The sequence below is a fragment of the Serratia entomophila genome (assembly GCF_021462285.1).
Lineage (GTDB): Bacteria > Pseudomonadota > Gammaproteobacteria > Enterobacterales > Enterobacteriaceae > Serratia > Serratia entomophila.
This window is the reverse complement of record NZ_CP082787.1, coordinates 4,757,151-4,782,191: the sequence shown is the minus strand read 5'-3', so window position 1 is coordinate 4,782,191 and position 25,041 is coordinate 4,757,151. Positions and strand designations below refer to the sequence as shown.

Annotated in this window: 22 protein-coding genes; 13 read left to right on the top strand and 9 right to left on the bottom strand. The window is 63.5% G+C overall.

Features of this window, described 5'->3' with window-relative positions:
* The first annotated feature begins 1 nt into the window (after position 1).
* Positions 2-1,153, top strand: coding sequence for a mannitol-1-phosphate 5-dehydrogenase (locus KHA73_RS22880; RefSeq protein WP_234586971.1), 1,152 nt, complete (start codon positions 2-4; stop codon positions 1,151-1,153).
* A 94-nt stretch (positions 1,154-1,247) separates the two neighbouring features.
* Positions 1,248-1,799: an MltR family transcriptional regulator gene (locus KHA73_RS22875; RefSeq protein ID WP_061797859.1), complete on the top strand. Its 552-nt coding sequence runs from the start codon at positions 1,248-1,250 to the stop codon at positions 1,797-1,799.
* Here KHA73_RS22875 and KHA73_RS22870 read toward each other — a convergent pair.
* Entirely contained in the window at positions 1,796-2,404 is a 609-nt protein-coding gene (locus tag KHA73_RS22870) for a LysE family translocator (RefSeq protein WP_234586969.1), read from the bottom strand. The genes KHA73_RS22875 and KHA73_RS22870 overlap by 4 nt on opposite strands.
* A gap of 139 nt (positions 2,405-2,543) precedes the next feature.
* Here KHA73_RS22870 and KHA73_RS22865 point away from each other — a divergent pair, with 139 nt between their 5' ends.
* The gene (locus KHA73_RS22865; RefSeq protein ID WP_234586967.1) at positions 2,544-4,010 is read left to right on the top strand and encodes an aminotransferase-like domain-containing protein; all 1,467 of its coding nucleotides are present in this window, start codon (positions 2,544-2,546) and stop codon (positions 4,008-4,010) included.
* Positions 4,011-4,083: 73 nt separating this feature from the next.
* Positions 4,084-4,446: a YibL family ribosome-associated protein gene (locus KHA73_RS22860; protein WP_234586965.1), complete on the top strand. Its 363-nt coding sequence runs from the start codon at positions 4,084-4,086 to the stop codon at positions 4,444-4,446.
* Between the two features lie 31 nt (positions 4,447-4,477).
* Here the strand turns inward: KHA73_RS22860 and KHA73_RS22855 are convergent, their stop codons facing one another.
* The 4 genes from KHA73_RS22855 to sodA form a co-directional block, all read right to left on the bottom strand.
* Complete coding sequence (locus KHA73_RS22855) at positions 4,478-5,257, bottom strand: class I SAM-dependent methyltransferase (RefSeq protein ID WP_234586964.1); 780 nt, start codon at positions 5,255-5,257, stop codon at positions 4,478-4,480.
* 58 nt (positions 5,258-5,315) lie between these two features.
* Complete coding sequence (yiiM, locus tag KHA73_RS22850) at positions 5,316-5,987, bottom strand: 6-hydroxyaminopurine reductase (RefSeq protein ID WP_234586962.1); 672 nt, start codon at positions 5,985-5,987, stop codon at positions 5,316-5,318.
* 96 nt (positions 5,988-6,083) lie between these two features.
* Entirely contained in the window at positions 6,084-8,012 is a 1,929-nt protein-coding gene (locus KHA73_RS22845; protein WP_234586960.1) for a methyl-accepting chemotaxis protein, read from the bottom strand.
* A gap of 123 nt (positions 8,013-8,135) precedes the next feature.
* Entirely contained in the window at positions 8,136-8,756 is a 621-nt protein-coding gene (gene sodA / locus KHA73_RS22840) for a superoxide dismutase [Mn] (protein WP_234586959.1), read from the bottom strand.
* 451 nt (positions 8,757-9,207) lie between these two features.
* Here sodA and fdnG point away from each other — a divergent pair, with 451 nt between their 5' ends.
* The 8 genes from fdnG (at position 9,208) to selB (ending at position 19,444) form a co-directional block, all read left to right on the top strand.
* Positions 9,208-12,255 (top strand): formate dehydrogenase-N subunit alpha, encoded by a 3,048-nt coding sequence (fdnG, locus tag KHA73_RS22835; RefSeq protein WP_234586957.1) that lies wholly within the window; start codon positions 9,208-9,210, stop codon positions 12,253-12,255.
* Positions 12,256-12,267: 12 nt separating this feature from the next.
* The gene (gene fdxH, locus KHA73_RS22830; RefSeq protein ID WP_234586955.1) at positions 12,268-13,167 is read left to right on the top strand and encodes a formate dehydrogenase subunit beta; all 900 of its coding nucleotides are present in this window, start codon (positions 12,268-12,270) and stop codon (positions 13,165-13,167) included.
* Entirely contained in the window at positions 13,164-13,799 is a 636-nt protein-coding gene (fdoI, locus tag KHA73_RS22825) for a formate dehydrogenase cytochrome b556 subunit (protein WP_234586953.1), read from the top strand. Before fdxH ends, fdoI begins: the two co-directional genes overlap by 4 nt.
* Positions 13,799-14,728 carry a formate dehydrogenase accessory protein FdhE gene (gene fdhE, locus KHA73_RS22820; RefSeq protein ID WP_234586952.1) on the top strand — a complete coding sequence of 310 codons (930 nt, stop codon included), beginning with the start codon at positions 13,799-13,801 and terminating at the stop codon, positions 14,726-14,728. The genes fdoI and fdhE overlap by 1 nt, the downstream gene beginning before the upstream one ends.
* A 117-nt stretch (positions 14,729-14,845) precedes the next feature.
* A complete protein-coding gene (locus tag KHA73_RS22815) occupies positions 14,846-15,493 on the top strand; it encodes a DcrB/PsbP domain-containing protein (RefSeq protein ID WP_234586950.1) in 648 nt (215 codons plus the stop codon).
* Between the two features lie 46 nt (positions 15,494-15,539).
* Positions 15,540-16,145, top strand: a complete 606-nt coding sequence (locus tag KHA73_RS22810; protein WP_234586948.1) for a glutathione S-transferase — start codon at positions 15,540-15,542, stop codon at positions 16,143-16,145.
* A gap of 69 nt (positions 16,146-16,214) precedes the next feature.
* On the top strand, positions 16,215-17,606 hold the full coding sequence (gene selA / locus KHA73_RS22805) for an L-seryl-tRNA(Sec) selenium transferase (protein WP_234586946.1): 1,392 nt from the start codon (positions 16,215-16,217) through the stop codon (positions 17,604-17,606).
* Entirely contained in the window at positions 17,603-19,444 is a 1,842-nt protein-coding gene (selB, locus tag KHA73_RS22800) for a selenocysteine-specific translation elongation factor (protein ID WP_234586945.1), read from the top strand. The genes selA and selB overlap by 4 nt, the downstream gene beginning before the upstream one ends.
* 47 nt (positions 19,445-19,491) lie before the next feature.
* Here selB and KHA73_RS22795 read toward each other — a convergent pair whose 3' ends face one another.
* A complete protein-coding gene (locus tag KHA73_RS22795) occupies positions 19,492-20,739 on the bottom strand; it encodes an MFS transporter (RefSeq protein ID WP_234586943.1) in 1,248 nt (415 codons plus the stop codon).
* 343 nt (positions 20,740-21,082) lie between these two features.
* On the opposite strand from KHA73_RS22795, the gene KHA73_RS22790 reads away from it, so the two are divergent.
* Positions 21,083-22,075 (top strand): acyltransferase, encoded by a 993-nt coding sequence (locus tag KHA73_RS22790; RefSeq protein ID WP_234586941.1) that lies wholly within the window; start codon positions 21,083-21,085, stop codon positions 22,073-22,075.
* Here KHA73_RS22790 and KHA73_RS22785 read toward each other — a convergent pair.
* From KHA73_RS22785 to KHA73_RS22775, 3 genes are all read right to left on the bottom strand, one after another.
* Positions 22,070-22,993: a GlxA family transcriptional regulator gene (locus KHA73_RS22785; RefSeq protein WP_234586940.1), complete on the bottom strand. Its 924-nt coding sequence runs from the start codon at positions 22,991-22,993 to the stop codon at positions 22,070-22,072. The two genes, KHA73_RS22790 and KHA73_RS22785, sit on opposite strands and share 6 nt — an antisense overlap.
* A 2-nt stretch (positions 22,994-22,995) precedes the next feature.
* Entirely contained in the window at positions 22,996-23,547 is a 552-nt protein-coding gene (locus KHA73_RS22780; RefSeq protein ID WP_234586938.1) for a cysteine hydrolase family protein, read from the bottom strand.
* Between the two features lie 100 nt (positions 23,548-23,647).
* The gene (locus tag KHA73_RS22775; RefSeq protein ID WP_234586936.1) at positions 23,648-25,036 is read right to left on the bottom strand and encodes an amidohydrolase family protein; all 1,389 of its coding nucleotides are present in this window, start codon (positions 25,034-25,036) and stop codon (positions 23,648-23,650) included.
* Positions 25,037-25,041: the final 5 nt, after the last annotated feature.

Below are 25,041 nucleotides of genomic sequence, written 5' to 3'. Positions count from 1 at the left end.
TATGAAAGCATTACATTTCGGCGCCGGGAACATCGGCCGTGGTTTTATCGGCAAACTGCTGGCGGACGCGCACGCCGAACTGACGTTCGCCGACGTCAACCAGGCGGTGTTGGATCAGTTGAACAGCCGCAAGAGCTACCAGGTGCACGTGGTGGGCGAACAGGCGCGGGTGGAGAGCGTCAACAACGTCAGCGCGGTCAACAGCGGCAGTGAAGAGGCGGTGGCGCTGATCGCTGAAGCCGATATCGTCACCACCGCCGTCGGCCCGCAGATCCTCGGCAAAATCGCCGGCACTATCGCCAAGGGGCTGATCAAACGCCACCAGCAGGGTAACGAGCAGCCGCTGAACATCATCGCCTGCGAGAACATGGTGCGCGGCACCAGCCAGCTGAAGCAGCACGTATTCGACGCGCTGCCGCAGGACGAGCAGGCCTGGGTCGAGCAGCACGTCGGCTTCGTCGACTCGGCGGTGGACCGCATCGTGCCGCCGGCGGAAACGGGCGGCAGCGATCCGCTGGAAGTCACGGTGGAAACCTTCAGCGAGTGGATCGTCGACCAGACCCAGTTCAAAGGCCAACCGCCGGCCATCGCCGGCATGGAGCTGACCGACAACCTGATGGCGTTCGTCGAGCGCAAGCTGTTTACCCTCAACACCGGTCATGCCATCACCGCTTACCTCGGCCAGCTGGCCGGCGCGCCAACCATCCGCGATGCCATTCTCGACCCGGCGATCCGTCGGGTAGTGAAAGGGGCGATGGAGGAGAGCGGCGCGGTGCTGATCAAACGCTACGGCTTCGACGCCGACAAGCATGCCGCCTACATCGACAAGATCCTCAGCCGCTTTGAAAACCCTTATCTGCACGACGACGTCGAGCGCGTGGGGCGTCAGCCGCTGCGCAAGCTGAGCGCCGGCGACCGCCTGATCAAACCGCTGCTGGGCACGCTGGAATACGGCCTGCCGCACGCCAATCTGATCCAGGGCATCGCCGCCGCCATGCGCTATCGCAGCGAACAGGATCCGCAGGCGCTGGAGTTGGCGGAACTGTTGAACCAGCTTGGGCCGAAAGCCGCGCTGGCGCAAATTTCCGGCCTGCCGGCGGAAAGCGAGGTTGTAGAAGAGGCCGTTGCTGTGTATAACGCCATGCACAAGTAGGATCGTGATGATGAACACCCGAGCGCAGCCTGCTGCGCTCCTGCAACCCGGGTTCGGCATCGACGGCCCTCCCCACGCCATTCGAAAAGCGACGATGGAAGAAGCACAGGCATTTGAAAACCAGGTTCTGGAAAAGCTGAACGCAGGCAAGACGGTGCGCAGTTTCCTGATCGCGGCGGTAGAGCTGCTGGCGGAAGCGCTCAATGTGCTGGTGGTGCAGGTATTCCGCAAGGATGATTACGCGGTGAAATATGCCGTCGAACCGCTGTTGTCCGGCGCCGGGCCGCTGGGTGAGCTGTCGGTGCGCCTGAAGCTGATGTACGGGCTGGGGGTGATTTCACGGCATGAATATGAAGATGCCGAGCTGTTGATGGCGTTGCGTGAAGAGCTTAACCACGACGGCACGGAATACCGCTTTGTCGATGACGAAATTCTCGGGCCGTTCGGCGAGCTGCACTGCGTGGCCGCGCTGCCGCCGGCGCCTGCTTTCCTGCAGCCCGGCGAAGCGGATGAATCGCTGATCGCCATGCAGCGCCAGCGTTATCAGCAGATGGTGCGTTCCACCATGGTGCTGTCGGTCACCGACTTGATCGCCGGCATCGGCGCCAAACAGCCCTCCCGGCTGTCCCCTCTTGGCCGCGGTTAGGCAACAGCCGCGCGCCATTCGTCAAACAGCAGCCACAGTGCGGTTGCCGCCATCAGCCCCGACATCACGCCGTTAAACAACCGCAGTTTCCAGGCGACCCGCAGCGCATCGCGCAGGCGGTCGCCCAGTATCGCCCAGAGCAGCACGCAGGGGATGTTCAGGGCGGTGAACGCGGCGATGGTCATCAGCGTATGGCTCAGGCTAGCTCCTTCGCGCGGCGTAAACAGGATCGCCACGTTAATCGCCATCAGCCAGGCTTTGGGATTGACCGCCTGGAACAGCGCGCCATTGAGCAGCCGCATCGGCCGCGCCTGCTGTTTGGCGTCCGGCGAACCCGCGCGGAACAGTTTCCACGACAGCCACAATAGGTAGGCGCAGCCCACCACCGCCAGCGGAAAGCGTATCGATCCCGCCCAGCTTAGCACCAACGCCAGCAGGCTGGTGGTCAGCGCCAATTGCACCGCGCAGCCGAGGCTGATGCCGAACAGCATCGGCAGGGTGCGGCGCAGGCCGAAGTTGACGCCGGACGAGGCCAGCAGCAGGTTGTTGGGGCCGGGGGTGATCGACATCACGGTGACGTAACTGACAAAGGCGGAGTCCAGCATGACGGGTTCCTTGCAATGGCTGAATAACAAGGTGTCAGCATAATCTGTCGCAGTGGATGGTGACAGAACCAAAAATCAGCTATTGTCATGGTTACAGTTGCATGAAATTAAAACTGTACCCCTTGCCTGGAGAGAAACTGTGACCCTGCTCGATGAAACACCGGAAACCCGCTACCTGCAGCTGGCGGATACGCTGGCGGAGGCCATCCGCCGCGGCACCTTGCTGCCCGGCAGCCGCCTGCCCTCGGTGCGGCGCTGCGCGCAGACCCATAGCGTCAGCATCAACACCGTGGTGGCGGCTTATCGCACGCTGGAAGACCGCGGGCTGATCGAGGCGCGGCCGCAGTCGGGTTTCTACGTGCGCAGCACGCTGCCGGCGCTGAAAATGACCAGCCAGCCCAGCGGGCGCATCGAGCCGCCGGCGGACGACGTGCTGGCGCTGATCGATACCGTGTTCGCCGCCCAGCAGAACCCGGCGTTCACCAATATTTCCCTCGCCTGCCCGCAGACCGCCGATTTCTATCCCGGCGGCAAGCTGGGCCGCATGCTGTCTTCGCAGCTGCGCCGGCAGCCCAACCTGATCGGCCAATACGCGCTGCCGCCCGGCAGCCTGCGGCTGCGCCAGCAAATAGCCCGCCGCGCGATGACGCTGGGCATGCTGCTGGAGCCGGGGGACATTACCCTGACCCACGGCTGCATGGAAGCGCTGCAGCTGGCGCTGCGGGCGACCACCAAACCGGGCGACTGCATCGGCCTGGAGTCGCCCACCTATTTCTACCTGCTGCCGCTGCTGGCCAGCCTGGGGCTGAAGGCGCTGGAAATTCCGACCGATCCGCAGCTGGGGCTGTCGCTGGACGCGCTGGAGCTGCTGCTGAACGAACGGCGGCTGAACGCGGTGATTGTGATGCCGACGGTGCAGAACCCGCTGGGTTGCACCATGCCGCTGGCGGCGAAAAAACGGCTGGCGCGGCTGATGAACGATCATCAGGTGCCGCTGATTGAAGATGGGCTGTATGCCGAGATCCAGTTCGGTTCCGCGCTGTCGCCGGCGGTGAAGTCTTTCGATCGCGAAGGCTGGGTGCTGTTCTGCTCCAGCTTCACCAAGACGCTGGCGCCGGACTTTCGCATCGGCTGGATCAGCGGCGGCCGCTTTAACGAGGCGTTGCGCAAGCTGAAGGCGGTTTCGTCGATGTCCGAATCGCAGCTGCTGTCGGAAACGCTGGCCACCTTCCTGGAAAGCGGCGGCTACGATCACCATTTGCGCAACCTGCGCAAGCGCTATGCTGCACAGGTCGACGAGGCGCGAGCCTTGATCGCGCAGCATTTCCCGCGCGGCACCCGGGCGACGCAGCCGGCCGGCGGCTTCGTGTTTTGGGTGGAGTTTCCGGCCGGGGTCGACAGCGTGACGCTGTTTCACCAGCTGCTGGAGGAGCAAATCTGCCTGACGCCGGGCACGCTCTATTCGCCCAGCGGCCGCTATCGCAACGCGCTGCGGCTGTCCTGCTGCTATCCGTTCAATGCGCGCTATACCCAGGCTTTGGCCCGCGTCGGCGCCAAAGCCTGCGAGATGAGCGGCCTGCCGCCGGGCATTGCGCAAGACGGGTAACGGCGCGCGCATTTTGCTACAATGTGGGCATCATTGATTAGCGTGCCATATTGAGCACAACAGGCCAGACACCATGAAAGAGAAAGAAAAGGCAGAGATTAAGCGCCTTAGCGACCTGCTGGACGCACTGAACCACAAAGACGCCACCGTGATCCAGCAGGGCAACCCTGACCTGATCGCGCAGCACACCAAAGAGAAAGAGAAGCTGGCGGCGGAAATCGAGCGCCTGAAAGGCGTGCGCGTCGAGAAGCTGAGCGCGGAAGCGCAGAAGCTGAGCCAGCTGCCGTTCAGCCGTGAAATCACCAAGAAAGAGCAGGCCGACATGGGCTCGCTGAAGAAAAGCGTGCGCGGCCTGATCGTGGTGCACCCGATGACCGCGCTGGGCCGTGAAATGGGCCTGAAAGCGGTCACCGGCTACGCCAAGAAAGCCTTCTGATCCACCCGGGCGCCTGTGCGGCGCCCGAGTTTCATTGCTTGGTGGTGAAGTACGCCTTGGTCTGATAAGGCACGGTGACGTTTTCCTTGCCCCGCAAATCCTCTTCTTCCGCCACCAGCCGGCGAACCTGCTCGATCACCTGTTCCTGCTGCGGCTGCGGCAGCGCGGCGATAAAGCTGGTGGAGCGCACCCGATTGTAGATCACGTCTTCCACCGCCCCCTGGTGGCCGAGCATAAACACCTGTTCCTGCAGCGGTTCGAACCCTTTGAACGGAAACAGCCTGCGCCACTCGCCGGTGTAGAAACGCGGCGCGTCACCTTCATGGCGGTCGACGATCTGATTCAGTTTACGTACCCAGCCGACGCGCGCATCGCGCATGTTCCACACCAGGCCGAGCTTGCCGCCGGGCTTGAGAATGCGCTGGATCTCAGTCAGCGCTTGCGGCGTGGCGAACCAGTGGAAGGACTGCGCGCACACTACGGCATCGACCGACTCATCCGGCAGCGGGATGGATTCGGCGGTGCCCGCCAGCGTTTTCACCTGCGGCAGCGCCGCCGACAGCTTCTCCAGCATGTGCGCCACCGGTTCAACGGCGATCGCCTGCGCGCCGGTTTCCAGCAGGCGCGGGGTGAATTTGCCGGTGCCGGCGCCGAGATCGATAACCGTCATGCCGGCGTGCAGGCCGATGACCTCACGCAGCCAGACGGCGATTTCCGGCGGATAGTCCGGCCGGCCTTTCACGTAGCGGTCGGCGTTGGCCTGATAACCCACGGCGGCGGCGTGATGAATCGAATGGGAAGGGGTGTTCATAGCTTCTGCTCCTGCCTGAAAGAAGTTGCACAACGGTATTATACCCGGTCGGTGTTTTTCAGCGCCCCAGCAGGCGGCGGTTAAAGTCTTCGAGGCGGCCTTCGCGGATGCGCGTCAGCATGGTTTTGCTCCAGCTGGCCGACAGCCCGGCCACCGCCAGCAGACGGCGGTACTGCTCTTCATCGAACGGCATATGCCAGGCGATGCCGATGGCGTCGGCGACCGACAGGTCACTGGTGCGCGCCGCCAGCTCCAGCGGGCGATCGCCGCTGACCATGCCGGGGGAGACCACGCGGTACAGCCAGCCGCAGCGGCCGCTCTGCTGCATCAGCACCGAAATGTCGTCGATGGCGAAATGGTCGTTGAGCTTGAAGCACGGAGAGCGCGGCTGGGTAACCTGGATCAGCGCCTCGCCCCAGCGGTAGATGTCGCCCATAAACACGTTGCGTTCGGTCAGCCCCTCGGTGGAGAGGTTTTCGCCGAAGGCCGGCGCGCTGAACAGCTCCGCCTGCGCCGGGAACTGCCGGCGCCAGTGGGCGTAGTGCTCGCGCGGGTAGTGGCACAGCGCGCGGTCCGGCCCGCCGTGGTAGCTTTTCTCCGCCTGCTCGTCGCCTTCCAGGCCGAGCGGCGTCAGCCTGACGGCGCCATCCACCTGGCGTTTGGCGATGGCGCTGGGGCGCCCGCCTGCGTAGGGTTGGATGCTGCCGATGTAAACCTCTGGGTGATGCATATGCGCCTCCGTGTCTCGCGTCGAAGGTTCAGCATAGCCTGAGTTGATCGGCAGGAACAGAATAACCCGCCCGAAACGCGCCGGGCGGGAGCGGCGTCAGAAGGTGGTCCAGTTATCTTCCGTCGCCGGGTTGGCGGCCGGTTGTTTAACCGTGGGTGCCTTAGGCGCGATGGCCCGGGCGGCGGCCGGTTCGGCCTGCTCCGCCAGGCGGAATACCGAGACGCTCTGCAGCAGCATTTCCGCCTGTTCCTCCAGCGAATCGGCGGCCGCGGCGGACTCTTCCACCAGCGCGGCGTTCTGCTGGGTGGTATGGTCCATTTCGACGATCGCCTGGCCAATCTGGGCGATGCCGCGCGTCTGCTCGTCGGAGGCGGCGGCGATCTCGGCCATGATGTCGCGCACGTGGGTGACCGAACGGACAATCTGTTCCATGGTGCTGCCGGTGTTCTCCACCAGCTCGGTGCCGGTCTGCACCCGGCTGACCGATTCGGCGATCAGCCCTTCAATCTCTTTGGCCGCCTGGGCGCTGCGCTGCGCCAGATTGCGCACCTCGCTGGCCACCACCGAGAAACCGCGCCCCTGTTCGCCGGCGCGCGCCGCTTCCACTGCGGCGTTGAGCGCAAGAATGTTGGTCTGGAAGGCAATGCCGTTGATCAGGGTGGTAATTTCGGCGATACGCTGAGAACTGCTGGAAATATCGCGCATGGTGCTGACCACGTTCTCCACCAGCGTGCCGCCCTGTTGTGCGGTCTGTGAAGCGTCGGTAGCCAGCTGGTTGGCGTGGTGGGCGTTGTCGGCGTTCTGTTTCACCGTGGCGGTCAGCTGCTCCATGCTGGCGGCGGTTTCTTCCACCGCGGCCGCCTGTTGCTCGGTGCGTGAAGACAGGTCGGTATTGCCGGCGGCGATCTCCGCCGCGGCGGTGGACACCTGGCTGACCCCCATCTGGATCTTCTCAATCATGTCGCGCAGGTTTTGGCTCATTGCCGCCACCGCGTTGAGCAACTGGCCCAGTTCGTCGCGGCGGTCGCTGGTCTGTGCCTGGCGCAGGTCGCCGTTGGCGATGCGTTCCGCCATCGCCAGGGTGCTGTGCAGCGGGCGGGTGATTTGCAGCGTGATGCGCCAGGCGATCAGCACCCCGGCGATGATGGCTATCAGGGTGGTGACGCCCATCTGCAACTGCGCCAGATTGATGTCGTTATGGGTTTGCGCCAGCTCATCCTGCATAAAGGCGTTGACCAGCGTGCCGATCTGTTGGGCGCGCTCGCCCAGTTGCCGGCTGATCTGCTGTTCCTGCTGATAGGCCGGCAGATAGGCGGCAATGCGGCTTTTGTAATCGTCGAGTGCGGCCAGCAGCGGCTGCAGCTGGGGCCGTTGCGCATCGCTGACCCGGCGGCTCAGGGCGCCGGCGGCGTCGCGCGCCTCATCGATAGCGGCGATCAGCGGCGCCTCGGACTCCGGGCTCAGGCTCAACAGCAGGCCGCGCGCACCGTAGCGCACCTGGGTCAGCTTTTGGTTCAGTTGGATAAAGGCCAGCTGCAGATCGCCGTTGGTGAGCTGGCGCTCGACCTGGCTCAGGCTGGCCTGCACCTCGGACATGTTCCAGCTTTGGCGCACCGCGTCTTTTGCCGTTACCGCCTGCTCGAAGGCGTTTTGCTGCTGCTGGTATTCACCGATCAGCGTCACCAGGCGCTGCAGATCTTTGCGGCTCTGCGGGTCCCAGTCCAGGTTTTGCCCCTGGCCGATCAGGTTGACGGCGTTTTCGATGTTGGCGCGGTTGCTCTTCAGATATTCCGGCTTATAGGTCTGGCCGAACATCGCGCGGTTATATTTGGCCTGATTGATCTCGTCGTTCAGCCGGTTGCTGAAGTCGATGCGATCGGAGCGGGACTCGATGATGTGCAGGTACTGCGCCCCGGTGCCGGCGATGATAATCGCCAGCAACAGCATCAGCGAGAAGCCGAGGCCGAGCTTTTTACCTACGGTGAGGTGGGTGAATTTTCCTGCCAATGTTTGCAATGCCGCCATAATGTTTTTCCTTTTCGGGCGAACGTCAATTGAACAAACCATCGGCAAAGGGCGGTCAAACTTTAGCGGATTTTGGGCAAAAAAATGCCCGCATCAGCGGGCATCTGCAGGGAATGGCGCGAATTACTTCTTCGCGGCGAAGCGTGCGGCGGCTTCGTCCCAGTTAACCACGTTCCAGAATGCCTTGATGTAGTCTGGGCGTTTGTTCTGATATTTCAGGTAGTAAGCGTGTTCCCACACGTCCAGGCCAATGATTGGGAAGCCTGAAGCGCCGGCAACGGCTTCGCCCATCAGCGGGCTGTCCTGGTTAGCGGTAGAGACCACGGCCAGTTTGTCGCCTTTCAGCACCAGCCAGGCCCAGCCGGAACCGAAACGGGTGGCTGCCGCTTTCTCGAACTCTTCCTGGAATTTCTCAACGCTGCCGAAATCGCGCTCGATGGCCGCTTTCAGATCGCCGCCCAGGGTGGTGCCGGTTTTCAGGCCTTTCCAGAACAGACTGTGGTTAGCGTGGCCGCCGGCGTTGTTGCGCATGAAGGTGCGCTTGTCGGCTGGCACTTTATCCAGATCCTGGATCAGTTCTTCAACGCTGTATTTGGTCAGCTCTGGGTAGGCTTCCAGCACGGTGTTGGCGTTGTTGACGTAAGTCTGGTGGTGTTTGGTGTGATGGATTTCCATCGTCTGCTTGTCGAAATGCGGTTCCAGTGCGTCGTAGGCGTACGGCAGGGATGGCAGTGAATAACTCATAATCATCATCTCCAGTGGTGTATGGGCGGCGCAAGGTGCGAGCACCGCGTAAGCAGTCGGATCATTATAGTTAATTAAATGATATTGAAAATGATTATCAATGCCCTACTAAGAGTGTGGTTAACTGCGCGGAGAAGGGAAGGCAACCGCCTGATGTCTCTCGGCACAGCTCTATTTGCCCCACGCCTCCTGCGGGTTTTTGGTTAATCTCTATACTGTAGGTATCGTGCGGCAGGCGGCAGGGAGAAGATGTGACTGTGGTCACATTTATGTGCGCTCTCAGGGCGATAGCCTTCACTTTAGCCGCACCGATTTGTAACAACCACAAGCACGCTGTGGTAATATTATCGCCGCTTGCAGCAACCATAACAACAGTGACATTCGCGCTTCCCGCTTTTGGGGGAGAGCGCCATTTGAAACAATGTGACAATCGAGAGTGAAAGGAGACCCCATGCAGGTCAGCAGAAGGCAGTTCTTTAAGATCTGCGCTGGCGGTATGGCAGGAACGACGGTAGCCGCGCTGGGCTTTGCCCCGGAAGTGGCGTTGGCGGAGACCCGGCAGTACAAACTGCTGCGCGCCCGCGAAACCCGTAATACCTGTACGTATTGTTCCGTCGGCTGTGGGCTGTTGATGTACAGCCTTGGTGATGGCGCCAAAAACGCCAAAGAAAGCATTTTCCACATTGAAGGGGATCCGGATCACCCGGTAAACCGCGGTGCGCTTTGCCCGAAAGGCGCGGGGCTGGTCGACTTCATCCACAGCGAAAGCCGCCTCAAGTACCCGGAATACCGCGCGCCAGGCTCAGACAAATGGCAGCGCATCAGCTGGGACGACGCCTTCAGCCGCATCGCCAAGCTGATGAAAGAAGACCGTGACGCCAACTTCATCAAAACCAACGAACAGGGCGTTACCGTCAACCGTTGGCTGAGCACCGGCATGCTGTGCGCCTCTGCCGCCAGCAACGAAACCGGTTATTTGTCGCAAAAATTTAGTCGCGCTCTCGGCATGCTTGCCGTAGACAACCAGGCGCGTGTCTGACACGGACCAACGGTAGCAAGTCTTGCTCCAACATTTGGTCGCGGTGCGATGACCAACCACTGGGTTGATATCAAGAACGCGAATCTGATTATCGTCATGGGCGGTAATGCGGCGGAAGCGCATCCGGTGGGGTTCCGCTGGGCGATGGAAGCCAAAATTCACAATAAAGCCAAGCTGATCGTCATCGATCCGCGCTTTACCCGTACGGCATCGGTGGCGGATTTCTACACGCCAATCCGTTCCGGGACCGACATCGCTTTCCTGTCGGGCGTCCTGCTGTACCTGATGACCAACAACAAGATCAACCGCGAGTACGTCGAGGCCTATACCAACGCCAGCCTGCTGGTGCGGGAAGACTTTGCCTTCGACGACGGCCTGTTCAGCGGCTACGACGCGGAAAACCGCAAATACGACAAAACCACCTGGAACTACCAGTTCGACGAGAACGGCTACGCCAAGCGCGACGTCACGCTGCAGGATCCGCGCTGCGTGTGGAACCTGCTCAAGCAGCACGTCAGCCGCTATACGCCGGAGGTGGTGACCAACATCTGCGGCACGCCGAAGGAAGATTTCCTGCAGGTGTGCGAATACATCGCCGAAACCTGCGTGGCGGATAAAACCGCGTCGTTCCTGTACGCCCTGGGCTGGACACAGCACTCGGTCGGCGCGCAGAACATCCGCACCATGGCGATGATCCAGCTGCTGCTCGGCAACATGGGCATGGCGGGCGGCGGCGTCAACGCGCTGCGCGGCCACTCCAACATTCAGGGCCTGACCGATCTGGGCCTGCTGTCGCAGAGCCTGCCGGGCTACATGACGCTGCCGTCGGAGAAGCAGACGGATCTCGACACCTACCTGAAGGCCAACACGCCGAAGGCGCTGCTGCCGGGCCAGGTGAACTACTGGGGCAACTACCCGAAATTCTTCGTCAGCATGATGAAGAGCTTCTACGGCGACAAGGCGCAGAAGGACAACGGCTGGGGCTTCGACTGGTTGCCGAAGTGGGACAAAGGCTACGACGTGCTGCAGTACTTCGAGATGATGTCGCAAGGCAAGGTCAACGGCTACCTCTGCCAGGGCTTCAACCCGGTGGCCTCGTTCCCGAACAAGAACAAGGTGGTGGCGTCGCTGTCCAGGCTGAAGTTCCTGGTGACCATCGATCCGCTCAACACCGAGACCTCCAACTTCTGGCAGAACCACGGCGAGTTCAACGACGTCGATCCGTCGACGATCCAGACCGAAGTGTTCCGCCTGCCGTCCAGCTGCTTTGCCGAAGAAAACGGCTCAATTGTCAACTCCGGCCGCTGGCTGCAGTGGCACTGGAAGGGCGCCGACGCCCCGGGCGAAGCGTTGAACGACGGGGAAATCCTGGCGGGCATCTTCACCCGCCTGCGCGAAATGTACGCGCGCGACGGCGGCGCGGTGCCGGAACAGGTGCTGAACATGACCTGGGATTACCTGACGCCGGACAACCCCGCCGCCGAAGAAGTGGCGCAGGAAAGCAACGGCAAGGCGCTGGCGGACCTGCTGGATGCCGACGGCAAAGTGCTGGTGAAAAAAGGCGAGCAGCTCAGCTCCTTCGCTCAGCTGCGCGACGACGGCACCACCGCCAGCGGCTGCTGGATCTTCGCCGGCAGCTGGACGCCGGCCGGCAACCAGATGGCGCGGCGCGACAACGCCGATCCGTCCGGCCTCGGCAACACGCTGGGCTGGGCCTGGGCGTGGCCGCTCAACCGCCGCATCCTGTATAACCGCGCCTCGGCCGACCCGCAGGGCAAGCCGTGGGACGCCAAGCGGCAGCTGCTGGAGTGGGACGGCGCCAAGTGGGGCGGGGTGGATATCCCGGACTACGGCACCGCCGCGCCGGGCAGCGACGTGGGGCCGTTCATCATGCAGCCCGAAGGCATGGGCCGGCTGTTCGCCACCGACAAGATGGCGGAAGGGCCGTTCCCGGAACACTACGAGCCGTTCGAAACGCCGCTCGGCACCAACCCGCTGCACCCGAACGTGGTGTCCAACCCGGCGGCGCGCGTGTTCAAGGACGATCTGGCGGCGATGGGCAAATCCGACAAGTTCCCGTACGTCGGCACCACCTACCGTCTGACCGAGCACTTCCACTACTGGACCAAACACGCGCTGCTCAACGCCATCGCGCAGCCGGAACAGTTCGTGGAGATCGGCGAGAAGCTGGCGGAGAAAAAAGGCATCAAGCACGGCGATACCGTGAAGGTCAGCTCCAACCGCGGCTATATCAAGGCCAAGGCGGTGGTGACCAAGCGCATCCGCACGCTGCAGGTGCACGGCCAGGAGGTCGACACCATCGGCATCCCGATCCACTGGGGTTACGAAGGGGTGGCGAAGAAAGGCTTTATCGCCAACACGCTGACGCCGTTTGTCGGCGATGCCAACACGCAAACGCCGGAGTTCAAGGCGTTCCTGGTTAACGTGGAAAAGGTGTAACGGAGACGAATTATGGCAATGCAATCTCAGGACATCATTCGTAAATCCGCCACCAATGGCTTCACGCCGGCGCCGCGCGCCCGTGATCACCAGGAAGAAGTGGCCAAACTGATCGATGTCACCACCTGTATCGGCTGCAAGGCCTGTCAGGTGGCCTGTTCCGAATGGAACGACATTCGCGACGAGGTCGGGCACAACGTCGGGGTGTACGACAACCCCGCCGATCTGACCGCCAAGTCGTGGACGGTGATGCGCTTCTCGGAAGTGGAGGAAAACGGCAAGCTGGAGTGGCTGATCCGCAAGGACGGCTGCATGCACTGCGCCGATCCGGGCTGCCTGAAGGCCTGCCCGTCGGAAGGGGCGATCATCCAGTACGCCAACGGCATCGTCGATTTCCAGTCCGAGCACTGCATCGGCTGCGGCTACTGCATCGCCGGCTGCCCGTTCGACGTGCCGCGCATGAACAAGGACGACAACCGGGTGTACAAGTGCACCCTGTGCGTCGACCGCGTGGACGTCGGCCAGGAGCCGGCCTGTGTGAAAACCTGCCCGACCGGCGCCATCCACTTCGGCACCAAGGAAGCGATGAAGCAGGTGGCCGCCGATCGCGTCAGCGAGCTGAACACCCGCGGCTATCAGAACGCCGGCCTGTACGATCCGGCGGGCGTGGGCGGCACGCACGTGATGTACGTGCTGCACCACGCCGACAAACCGCAGCTGTACCACGGTTTGCCGGATAACCCGAGCATCAGCCCGGCGGTGACCTTCTGGAAGGGCGTGTGGAAACCCCTGGCGGCCATCGGCTTTGCCGCCACCTTCGCAGCCAGCGTGTTCCACTACGTCGGCGTCGGCCCCAACCGCGTCGAAGAGGAAGACCACGACGAGCCGCACGATGAGGATACGCGCAAATGAGAAAGGAAAAGCGCATTCAGCGTTACAGCGCGCCGGAGCGGATCAACCACTGGATAGTGGCGTTCTGTTTCGTGTTCGCCGCCATCAGCGGGCTGGGGTTCTTTTTCCCGTCCTTCAACTGGCTGATGAACATCTTCGGTACGCCGCAGCTGGCGCGCATTCTGCACCCCTTCGTCGGGGTTATCATGTTTGCCGCCTTCCTGATCATGTTCCTGCGTTACTGGAAGGAAAACCTGATCAACCGCGAGGATATCCTCTGGGCCAAGAACATCCACAAAATCGCCATGAACGAGGAAGTGGGTGACACCGGGCGCTATAATTTCGGGCAGAAATGCGTATTCTGGGCGGCAATCATCAGCCTGGTGCTGCTGCTGGCCAGCGGCGTGGTGATCTGGCGGCCGTACTTCGCGCCGTCGTTCCCGATACCGCTGATCCGCATCGCGCTGCTGGTGCATTCGCTGGCGGCGGTCGGCCTGATCATCGTGATTATGGTGCACATTTACGCCGCGCTTTGGGTAAAAGGCACCATTACCGCGATGGTCGAAGGCTGGGTGCCGGCGGCCTGGGCCAAGAAACATCATCCGCGCTGGTACCGTGAGGTCCGCGAGAAACAACAGGAAGACAAACCCTGATGAGCATCCGCATCGTTCCTAAAGAGCAGTTAGGGGCACAGCGCGAGAAGTCCACAACGGCGGAAACCATCCCGCCGTTACTTTTCGCCAATTTGAAAAGCCTGTACAGCCGCCGGGCGGAACGCCTGCGCCAGTTGGCGCTCGACAACCCGCTGGGCGACTACCTGAACTTCGCCGCCCAACTGGCCGAAGCGCAGCACCATGCGCTGCACGACAACCCGCTGCAGCTCGATCTGACCGAAGCGCTGCAGCAGGGCGCCGCCAGCGGCAAGCCGCCGCTCGATCTGAGCGTTTACCCGCGCAGCGAACACTGGCGGCTGCTGCTCGCCTCGCTGATCGCCGAGCTGCGCCCGCAGGCGCCGGAGCACATTCTGGCAGTGCTGGACAACCTGGAAAAAGCCTCGGTGCATGAGCTGGAGCTGATGGCCGACGCCTTGCTCAACCGCGAATTCAGCCGGGTCGGCAGCGAGAAGGCGCCCTTTATCTGGGCCGCGCTGTCGCTCTATTGGGCGCAGATGGCCAGCCTGATCCCCGGCAAGGCGCGCGCCGAATACGGCGAAAATCGCCAGTTTTGCCCGGTGTGCGGCAGCATTCCGGTTGCCAGCATGGTGCATATCGGCACCGTCAACGGCCTGCGCTACCTGCATTGCAACCTGTGCGAGAGCGAATGGCACGTGGTGCGGATTAAATGCAGCAACTGCGAACAAACCCGCGATCTCAACTACTGGTCGCTGGACAGCGAGCAGGCGGCGGTGAAGGCGGAAAGCTGCGGCGACTGCGGCACCTACCTGAAAATCCTGTATCAGGAAAAGGATCCCAAGGTGGAAGCGGTGGCCGACGATCTGGCGTCGCTGGTGCTGGACGCCAGAATGGAAGACGAAGGTTTTGGCCGCAGCAGCATTAATCCGTTCCTGTTCCCGGCGGAATGACGATCGGCTGCTGCGCTGCCGGGAAGGTTCATTATTTCAGACTGGGCTTCTGGCATTCGCCCGGGCGAGTTGCTACGTTTACGCAATGACGCGCCAAGCGATAGGAAAGGGAAGACGATGTTGAAGACCATTGCAAAATTGACCGCGGTTGCCGTGCTGGCGATCGGACTGGCGGCCTGCGACAACAAGGACGACGCCAAGCCCGAGGTGCCGAAGCCCGACGCCAAACCGACCGTAGCGCAGCCTGCGCCGCCGCCGCCGATGGTGGAAACCAAACCTGCGCCGCCGCCAGGGCTGAGCGTGTCGCTGCAAAAGGGCAAAATCACCTTTGAACTGCCGCCGGGCTTCAGCGATCAGACCGAGAACAGCGGCATCATCAACGACAGCATGTCCACCATTCAGCGCTTCCTCGACGGCAGGTCGCGCCAGAGCGCGGTGTCTTCCGAAGTGATCCCGCCGGACGGCATGAAGCTCAACGGCAGCGACAAGATGCTGAAGGAGCTGTCGCAGAGCGCCCTCAGCGTGCTGGCCGACCGCTATCAGAATATCCAGACCACCAAAGAAGAGAATTTCACCGTCGGCAAACAGAAATTCCATCGGGTGGATACCGAGCAGACCATCAGCGGGCAAAAGGTGGTGTCCACCATTATGCTGACGGTGATCAACAAGCGCGTCGTCACGCTGCAAATGCTGTCGCCGGCCAAAGCGCCGGAGGTGCACCAGGCGCTGGTGCAGCGGGTTATTGACACCCTGGCGGTGAAATAAGGCGATTGCGCCAACGCCGCAGTTCCAAACACGCGAGGGAAGACGGATGAAGCTTATCGGCACCTACACCAGTCCTTTTGTTCGCAAGATCTCCGTGCTGCTGCTGGAGAAAGGCATCGCCTTCGAGTTCGTTAACGACGTGCCCTACGAGGCGGGCAGCAAGGTGGTTGAGCACAATCCGCTCGCCAAGGTGCCGGTGCTGGTGACCGACGAGGGCGAGGTGTTCTACGACTCGCCGGTGGTGGCCGAATACCTTGAGCTGCTGGCGGTGGCGCCGGCGTTTTTACCCGCCGACCGTGGCGCGGCGTTGCGCATTCGGCAGGTGGAGGCGCTGGCCGACGGCGTCACAGAGGCGGCCGCCACGCTGTTTCGCGAAAGCAAGCGCGCGCCGGAAAAGCAGGATGAAAACTGGATACTGCGCCAGCGCGACAAACTGTCGCACGGGCTCGACGCGCTGGAAAAGCTGGCGCGGGAAAAAACGCTGCTGAACGCCGAGCAGCTGACGCTGGCGGATATCGCCACCGGCTGCGCGCTGGGCTACCTGAACTTCCGCCGCATTTTGCCCAACTGGTGCGTCGAACGCCCGGCGCTGGTCAAGCTGGCCGACCGCCTGTTCGCCCGCCAGAGCTTCGCCCGCACCCTGCCGCCCTGATTATCCTTTACCCCCGCTGCCGCGGGGGTGGTGTTACGCCGATACCTCTAAACTGAAAACCGAGCGACCATGAGCACTGAATCCCACCTTCTTTACAGCCAGTTACCCGCTATCGACCGCCTGCTGCGCGAGCCCGCCATTGAACCGCTGGTGGCGCAGCACGGCCAAACGCTGATCGGCGAATTGCTGCGCCGGCTGCAGGCGCAGGCGCGCGAAGCGATCAAACGGCAACAACGGCTGCCGGACTGGTGCGGCGACTGGCCCCAGGCGTTGGCCGCCGAACTGGCCAGGCAGCAGCGTTCGGCGCTGCTGCCGGTATTCAACCTCAGCGGCACGGTGCTGCATACCAACCTCGGCCGCGCCCTGCTGGCGCAGCCGGCGATGGAGGCTGTGGCGAGCGCCATGGGCGCGGCGGTGACGCTGGAATACGATCTGGACGGCGCCGGGCGCGGCCACCGCGATCGGGCGGTGGCGGATTTGCTGTGCCGACTGACCGGCGCTGAAGACGCCTGCATCGTCAATAACAACGCGGCGGCGGTGCTGCTGATGCTGGCGGCTGTCGCCCCCGGCAAGCAGGTGGTGGTGTCGCGCGGCGAGCTGGTGGAGATCGGCGGCGCGTTCCGCATCCCCGACGTGATGCGTCAGGCGGGCTGCCAGCTGGTGGAGGTGGGCACCACCAACCGCACCCACCTGAAAGATTACCGCAACGCCATCGGCGAACAGACCGGGCTGCTGATGAAGGTGCACACCAGCAACTACAGCATCCAGGGCTTTACCGCAGCGGTGGACGAGGCCGAGCTGGCGCAGCTGGGGGCGGAGCTGGGCATCCCGACCGCCACCGATCTGGGCAGCGGTTCGCTGATCGACATGGCGCAATACGGCCTGCCGGCCGAGCCGATGCCGCAGCGGCTGCTGGCGGCCGGGGTGGATCTGGTGACCTTCTCCGGCGATAAGCTGCTGGGCGGCCCGCAGGCCGGCATCATCGTCGGCAAAAAGGCGCTGATCGCCCGCCTGCAGCAGCACCCGCTCAAACGCGCGCTGCGCGTCGGCAAGATAACCCTGGCGGCGCTGGAAGCCACGCTGCGGTTGTATCAGCAGCCGGAACTGTTGGCGCGAGAGCTGCCGACGCTGCGGTTGCTGACCCGCCCGCAGTGGGCGATGCAGGAGATGGCCGACCGCCTGTTGCCGGCGCTGGCGCCGCGCTACGGCGCGCATTTCCAGCTGCGCGCCGAACCCTGCTGGTCGCAGATTGGCAGCGGTTCGCTGCCGGTCGATCGCCTGCCAAGCTATGCGCTGACCTTTGCGCCGCTCGACGGCCGCGGCGCGACGCTGGAAGCGCTGGCTGAACGCTGGCGCCGCCTGCCGCAGCCGGTGATCGGCCGCATCAGCGAAGGCCGGTTATGGCTGGATCTGCGCTGCCTGGAGCAGGAAGGCGCGCTGCTTGAGGCGTTGAACGCGTGATTATCGCTACCGCCGGCCACGTCGATCATGGCAAGACCACCCTGCTGCAGGCGATCTCCGGGATCGATGCGGATCGCCTGCCGGAGGAAAAGCGCCGCGGCATGACCATCGATCTGGGCTACGCCTACTGGCCGCAGCCCGACGGCCGGGTATTGGGCTTTATCGACGTGCCCGGCCACGAAAAGTTTCTCGCCAATATGCTGGCGGGCGTTGGCGGCATTGACCATGCGTTGCTGGTGGTGGCCGCCGATGACGGCGTGATGGCGCAGACCCGTGAACACCTGGCGATCCTGCGCCTGAGCGGGCGCCCGGCGCTGACGGTCGCGCTCACCAAGGCCGACAGGGTGGACGAGGCGCGGCTCGGCGAGGTGCGCCGCCAGGTGCAGGAAGAGCTGGCCCGGCAGGGTTGGCCCGATGCGCCGCTGTTCGTCACCGCGGCGGCGCAGGGAACCGGCATCGAAGCGCTGCGCGCGCATCTGCTGGCGCTGCGCCCTGGCGAACATGGGCTGACGCGGCGGTTTCGCCTGGCGGTGGATCGCGCCTTCAGCGTCAAGGGCGCCGGGCTGGTGGTGACCGGCACCGCACTCGGCGGCCAGGTGGCGCTGGGGGATACGCTGTGGCTGACCGGTGCCGACGTCCCGGTGCGGGTGCGCGGCCTGCATGCCCAGAACCAGCCGGTTGAACGGGCGCAGGCCGGCCAACGCATTGCGCTGAACCTCAGCGGCGACGTCGGCAAAGCGCAAATTGCCCGCGGCGACTGGCTGCTGGCGCAGCGGCCGTTGGCGGCGGCAGAGCGCATTCTGGTTGCGCTGGAAGCCGATGCGCCGATCCGCCATTGGCAGCCGGTGCATCTGCACCATGCCGCCAGCCATATCACCGGACGGGTTTCGTTGTTGAACAGCGGCCTGGCGGAACTGATCCTCGATCGCCCGCTGTGGCTGGCGGAACAGGATCGGCTGGTGTTGCGCGACATCGGCGCGCGCCAGACGCTGGGCGCCGCCCGGGTATTGAGCCTGAGCGCGCCAAAGCGCGGCAAGCGGCAGCCGGCGTTTTTGGCCCGGCTGGCGGCGCTGGCGCAGGCCGAAGACGATCGTCAGGCATTGGCGCTGCAGCTGCCGCACGGGCCATTGCCGCTGGCGGCGTTCGCCTGGGCGCGTCAGCTGAGCGAAGGCGGGTTGGCGGCGCTGTTGGCGGAGCACCAACTGCTGATCGCCGGCGATGACGCGCTGGCGATGGGCAATGTGCGGCAGGCCGAAAGCCGCCTGCAGCAGGTACTGGCGGAATACCATCAACAGCATGCCGATCAGCTCGGCTTGGGGCGCGCGCGTCTGCGGCGCATGGCGCTGCCGCAGCTGCCTGAAGCGCTGGTGTTTATGATGATCGATCGGCTGCTGAAGGCCGGCGCGCTGCGCAATACGCGCGGCTGGCTGCATCTGCCGGAGCACGGCCTGGCGTTCAGCGCCGAAGAAACCCCGCTATGGCAGCGGATTGAACCGCTGTTCGGCGACGAAGCCTGGTGGGTGCGCGATCTGGCCGCCGAACTGGGCGAGGATGAGGCGCAGGTGCGGGCGCTGCTGCGCAAGGCGGCCCAGCTGGGGCTCGTGACGGCGGTAGTGGTGGATCGTTACTATCTCAGCAGCCGCATCGAACAGTTTGCCGCGCTGATCCGCCAGCTCGACGCGGAGCAGGGCAGCGCCAACGCCGCCGACTTCCGCGACCGGCTCGGCGTCGGCCGCAAGCTGGCGATCCAGGTGCTGGAATTCTTCGATCGCAGCGGTTTTACCCGCCGCAAGGGCAACCAACACCTGCTGCGCGACAGCGGGCTGTTTGGCGGTTGATAGCGATAAATAGCAGAAGAAAAACGGGGCCTTAGCCCCGTTGACGGTTACAGCGCTTCGCTCGTCGCGGGCGTTACGCCGCCGCTGCGGCGCTTGCTGAGGAACAGCGCCACCAGCGCCAGCCAGCACAGGCCGCTGAGCAGGTTGAACAGGTTGAACCACCCGCTGCCGCCCCAAACGTAGGCCACCTTGGCCAGCTCGATGCCGACGGTAAACACCAGCATGCTCAGCATGCCCATGGTGGCGGACACCGTGCCTTTGCTGACGGCGCTGGAGAACAGCGTCAGGCGATACAGGCCGGCGTTGGCCAGGCCGATGCCGAAGGCGTACAGGCTCAGCCCGGCGGTCATCCACAGGTAGGCATGGCTGGAGAACTGGGTCGCCAGCGCGGCGACCAGCAGCCCCAGCATCATCGGCCCGGCGCCCAGCTTGATCAGGCGCTCCACGCTGTTTTTACCGGTCATGCGGGCCAGCGTCAGGTTGCCGAGGATCAGCGCGCCGAACACCGGAATTTGCAACAGGCCGTAATCCAGCGTCGACAGCGACTCACCGCTGATCAGGATCACCGGCGACTGGGCTATCCAGGCCAGCAGCGGCAGGCTGGCGAAACCTATCGCCAGCGCGCCGCAGATGAAGCGACGGTTGCTCAGCACCTGGCGATAGTCGCGCCACAGGTTGGCGGCGGAAAACGCCTCGCCCTGCAGGGTGGCGGTTTCCGGCATGGCTTTCCACAGCCCGTAAAAGGCGATGGCCGCCAGCGCCGCGAACAGCACGAACATGCTCTGCCAGGGCGCGACGTGGATCAGCGCCGCGCCGGCCAGCGGCCCGAGCAGCGGGGCGATCAGCGCCACGTTGGCCATCAGCGCGGTGATTTTGATGCACACCGCCTCTTCGAAGGACTCCTGAATGGTGGCGTAGCCGACCGCGCCGATAAAGCACAGGCCGATGCCCTGCAGGAAGCGCATAAAGATAAACTGCTCGATGTTGGTCACCAGCAGGATCGCCAGGCAGGAGACGATAAAGAACGCCACCCCGGCCAGCATCACCGGGCGGCGGCCGCGGCGATCCGACAGCGGCCCGAGCAGCCACTGCAGGAAGATGCCGCCGGCCAGATAGGCGGTCATGGAGGTCGGCACCCACTCTTCGCCGGCGTTGAAGTCCGCCACCACCGCCAGCATGCCGGGCTGGATCATATCGTTGCCGATATAGGTGGCGAATTCGAACAGCACCAGACAAAGAGGGAATAAAAGCGCCTGTCGGCCCAGACGTGCCGCAGGTGGTAAAGTCGTTTTCATATTTATTGTACTGATAGTAAAGAAGAAAAAAGGAACTGCCAGGGCGGGAAGCGCAAACTGAGCGAGTTATGCCGGCTATTTTGCCGCCAATTGTTCACCATAGCAATCATAAGGTGTTGTTTCAGCACATTCTGATATTGCGCTTGGGGGTTGTCGCCGGCCGCCGTGCTCTATAACCTCTATTAACATATAAATATACTCGTCATATTTGAAGTTGCATCTTTGTTGGCTGCCTTCGTTCACCCCGGTCACTGTCTTGCGTCAGCGCCTGGGGATTCGTTCAGTTGCCGCCGCGATGCCACTCCAATTATTTTGAGTAGTAGGCATCCTATTGGACGAGCGTTTGAGCAATAAAATCGGCTGGATAGATAACCTGCGCGCGGTGGCGTGCATGATGGTGGTGATGATCCACGCCACCACCTATTACGTCACCAGCGGCACGGCGGTGGGGCTGCACGGCTGGGATACCGCCAACCTGCTGAACGCGATGTCGCGCGTGTCGGTGCCACTGTTTTTCATGATTTCCGGTTACCTGTTCTTCGGCGAGAAGAGCGCCGGCCGCAAGCACTTCATTCGCATCGCCTGCTGCATTCTGTTTTACAGCGCGGTGGCGCTTATCTACATCGCGGCCTTCACCAGGATAGGTTTTTGGCCCTCGCTGCGCGGTATCCTGCTGAAGCCGGTGTTTTATCACCTGTGGTTCTTCTACGCCATCGCCGTCATTTACCTGCTGTCGCCGCTGATTAGCGTCAAACCGGCGTCGCGCCGCTATCTGGCCGCCGTGCTGGCGGTGCTGGCGGTGGTCGCCAACCCCAATACCGGCAAGCTGGCGTTCGGCAACGTTCACCTGTTGCCGGTCAACCTGTATATCTACGGCGATACCTTCTACTACCTGCTGTATGCGCTGGCCGGGCGGGCGATTGGCATGATGGATACCGGGCGGCGCGGCGTCGGCTGGCTGGCGGCCGCGGGGTTTGCGCTCAGCGTGGCGCTGATCGTGCGCGGCACCAAGAGCCAGCTGTTTATCAACGGCAACTTCGCCGATACCTATTACATCTACTGCGGTCCGCTGGTGTTTATCGCCGCGGTATCGCTATTGATATGGTTTAAAAACTGCCTGCCGGAGCCGATCGGCTGGCTGAGCCTGTTCTCCCGCCATTCGCTGGCGATCTACGGTTTTCACGCCATTATCGTCAACTTTATGCGCAGCCGGCACCTGGAGTTTACCGCGCATCCGCTGCTGGATATTTTCTGGGTGTTCGGCGTGGCGCTGGCGCTCAGCCTGCTGTTGTCTGCGGGCCTGCAGCGGCTGGATACCCGCCGCCTGGTGTCATAGCGCCGGCATCTGGCGCCGCTGCGCGCGCCGCAGCTGGCGGCCCGAGGAGAAACCGGCCGCCAGCGCGGCCTTCTCCAGCCCATAGCCCTGCTGCAAGCGCTGTTGCGCCACCGCCAGCCGCAGCTGTTCATGATATTCCCGCACGCTGATGCCGACATGGTTGCGGAACAGCCGCGCCAGATGGCGGCCGCTGACGTGCGCTTTTTCCGCCACCTGCGGCACCGTCCATTCGGCCTCCGGCTCGGCGGCCATCACGTCCTGCGCGCGGTGCACCGCCGGGTGCAGGTGGTTGCGATAGCGCAGCCAGGGCGAAAGCTGCGGATCGTCGCCGGAGCGGCGAAAATACACCACCATCTCCCGAGCGACGTCGCGCGCCGCAGCGGCGCCACAGTGGCGGTGAATCAGGTGCAAGGCCAGATCGATGCCGGCGGTGATGCCGGCGCTGGTATAGACGCTGCGATCTTCGACGAAGATGCGGTTTTCTTTGATTTGCGCGGCGGGCGCCTGCAGCCGAATGCGTTCGATGACGTCGTGGTGGGTGGTGCACTGATAGCCGTCGAGCAGCCCGGCCTGCGCCGCCAGCAGCGCGCCGGAGCAGATGCAGACCAGCGTGATGCGCCCCCGTTGCAGGTCGGGCCGCAGCGCCGCCAGCCAGCGCCGGGCCTGGCCGGCTTCTTCACCGGCCAGAAAATGCTGCGAATCGCTGACGCCCGGCACCACCAGAATGGCGCCGTCCTCCAGCCGATCGGGCAGGGGGTGCAGCCCGCCCAGGGTCATGCCGATGGAGCAGACAATCTGCGGCGTCGGGCCGAGGTAGCGCAAGCTGAACTGCCCGGCCAGGCGCAGGGTTTCCGCCGGGCCGCTGACGTCCAGCGACAGCACGTTGGGCAACAGCAGAAAATAGACCGCCTGCGGCATGATTACTCCTGTGCGAGTTGCGCCAGCGCCTCATCCACGCTGGCGATGCGGGCGAAACGATCGACCAGCACGGTCTCAGTATGCCGCTTGAGCCGTTCGGTGGTAAAGGCCTGGCCGTCGGGGTGTTGCATCGGGAAGGTCAGCGTCGCCTCGGTGACGAAGGTCACCCGATAGCCGAGATCCGAAGCCACCCGGGCGGTGGTTTCGCAGCACTGCTCGGTGCGAATGCCGGAGATAATCAGATGATCGATCCGCCGCTCGCGCAGCCAGGCGTCCAGCCCCGATTCGGTCAGCGCATTGTGCACCCGCTTGTGCAGGGTAACATCCGCCTGGTGGCTGAGGAACGGCAGGCGCCGTACGTGGCCGGAAGCCAGCGAGAAAGGCCCCTCGGGCGAAACGTGGAGCACGTCGACCAGCGCCGCGCCCTGGCGCCGGCAGCCGTCGATCAGGCGCGTTAACGCCTGCTGGAAAGCGGGCAGGTCTTCTTCCCGCCAGAATGGGCGATGCTGGAATGATTGCTGAACATCGATGATCAATAACGCGCTATGTGACATTTTCGGCCCTCCGCCAATCAGGTATAGCGCCATACTGCGCCGCTAACCGATAAGGAAGAAGGCCAAAAACGGCCATCATGGTGGCGCCGGCGGACCAGCCTCAGGCTTTGCTGACCTGCCCGGCCACCAGGCGGCCCTGATGGAAGGTGGCGCTGCGCGCCGGCAGACGGGCCACCGCTTCGGCGGAGCAGCTGGCGTTGACCAGCACAAACTCGGCGCCATCGCCCACCTTGGGCCAGGCGCGCTGGCCTTTATCGTTGAGCGGCAGCACTCCGCCGGTGGAAATGGCCATGGCGCGCGACAGATGGAATTCGTCGGAGCCGCGATACAGTTGGGCGTAGAGGTTGGCCTTCTCCAGGATGTCGCCGCTGCCGAACGGCGACCAGTGGTCAATCACGCTGTCGGTTCCGGTCATCACAAATACGCCCTTTTCGCTGAGCTGCGGCAGCGGCATCATCAGGCCGCCGATCGGCACCGTCGAGGCGATGGTGATCTGCTGCTGCGCCAGCCGGGTGGCGGTTTCCGCCAGTTCGCCCGGGGCGAGCGTGGTCAGGGCGAAGGCGTGGCTGATGGTGACCTTGCCGCGCAGCGCCGGGTTTTTCTCCACGGTGGCGATCATGTAGTTAATCGCCGCCACCCCGGCCGGGCTGGTTTCGTGCAGGTGGATGTCGACCCCCTTGCCGCTGTCGAGGGCGATCTGGAACATCGCGTCCAGCGACTTCTCCATCGCGCCGTCGACGTTGGTCGGATCCAGCCCGCCGACGTACTGCACCCCCATCTGCATCGCTTCGCGCATCAGGCCGTCAACTTTGGAATGCAGCAGGCCGTGCTGCGGGAAGGCGACAATCTCACAGCTGAAATCCGCCCGGTGATTTTCCAGCGCGCGCTGCAGGTGCTCCAGGCTCTTCAACCCGCTGACCGGATCGATATTGCAGTGGCTGCGCGCCACCGTGCTGCCTTTGGACTGCAGCAGGGCGATCAGGTTTTCCGCCCGCTGCTGCGAGGTGGGCAGCAGTTTGGGGATCAGCGTCTGCTCCAGCGCGATCATGTCCATGATGGTTTTGCCCTGGCGTGGGCGCGGCGCCTGCCAGGGGCCGCTGTAAAAGGTTTTGTCCAGGTGGATGTGCATGTCGCGGAACGCCGGCAGCAGCAGTTGGCCCCGCGCCTTATAGCGAGGAATGCCGGCCGGCGGTGCGGCGTCCGCCGCGTGGATGGCGGCGATCTTGCCGTCTTTGATTTCCAGCTGATACAGCGCGGTGCGGGTGCCGATCACCGTCTCGCCGTCGTATTCGAAGCCGTCCTCCAGCCGCACCTCGCTCAGTAGGTAGTGGCGGTCGGTCAGGCTCATCGGCTGCGGATCGCACTGGCCGGCGGCGGCCGGGGCGGCCTGCGCCACGCCGCCGGTCAGGCCGATCACCGCGCAGGCGGTGGTGATTTTGCCGGTTTGGCTGAGGAAGGCTCTGCGGCTTTGTTGTTGGGCTTTTTCCACGTTCG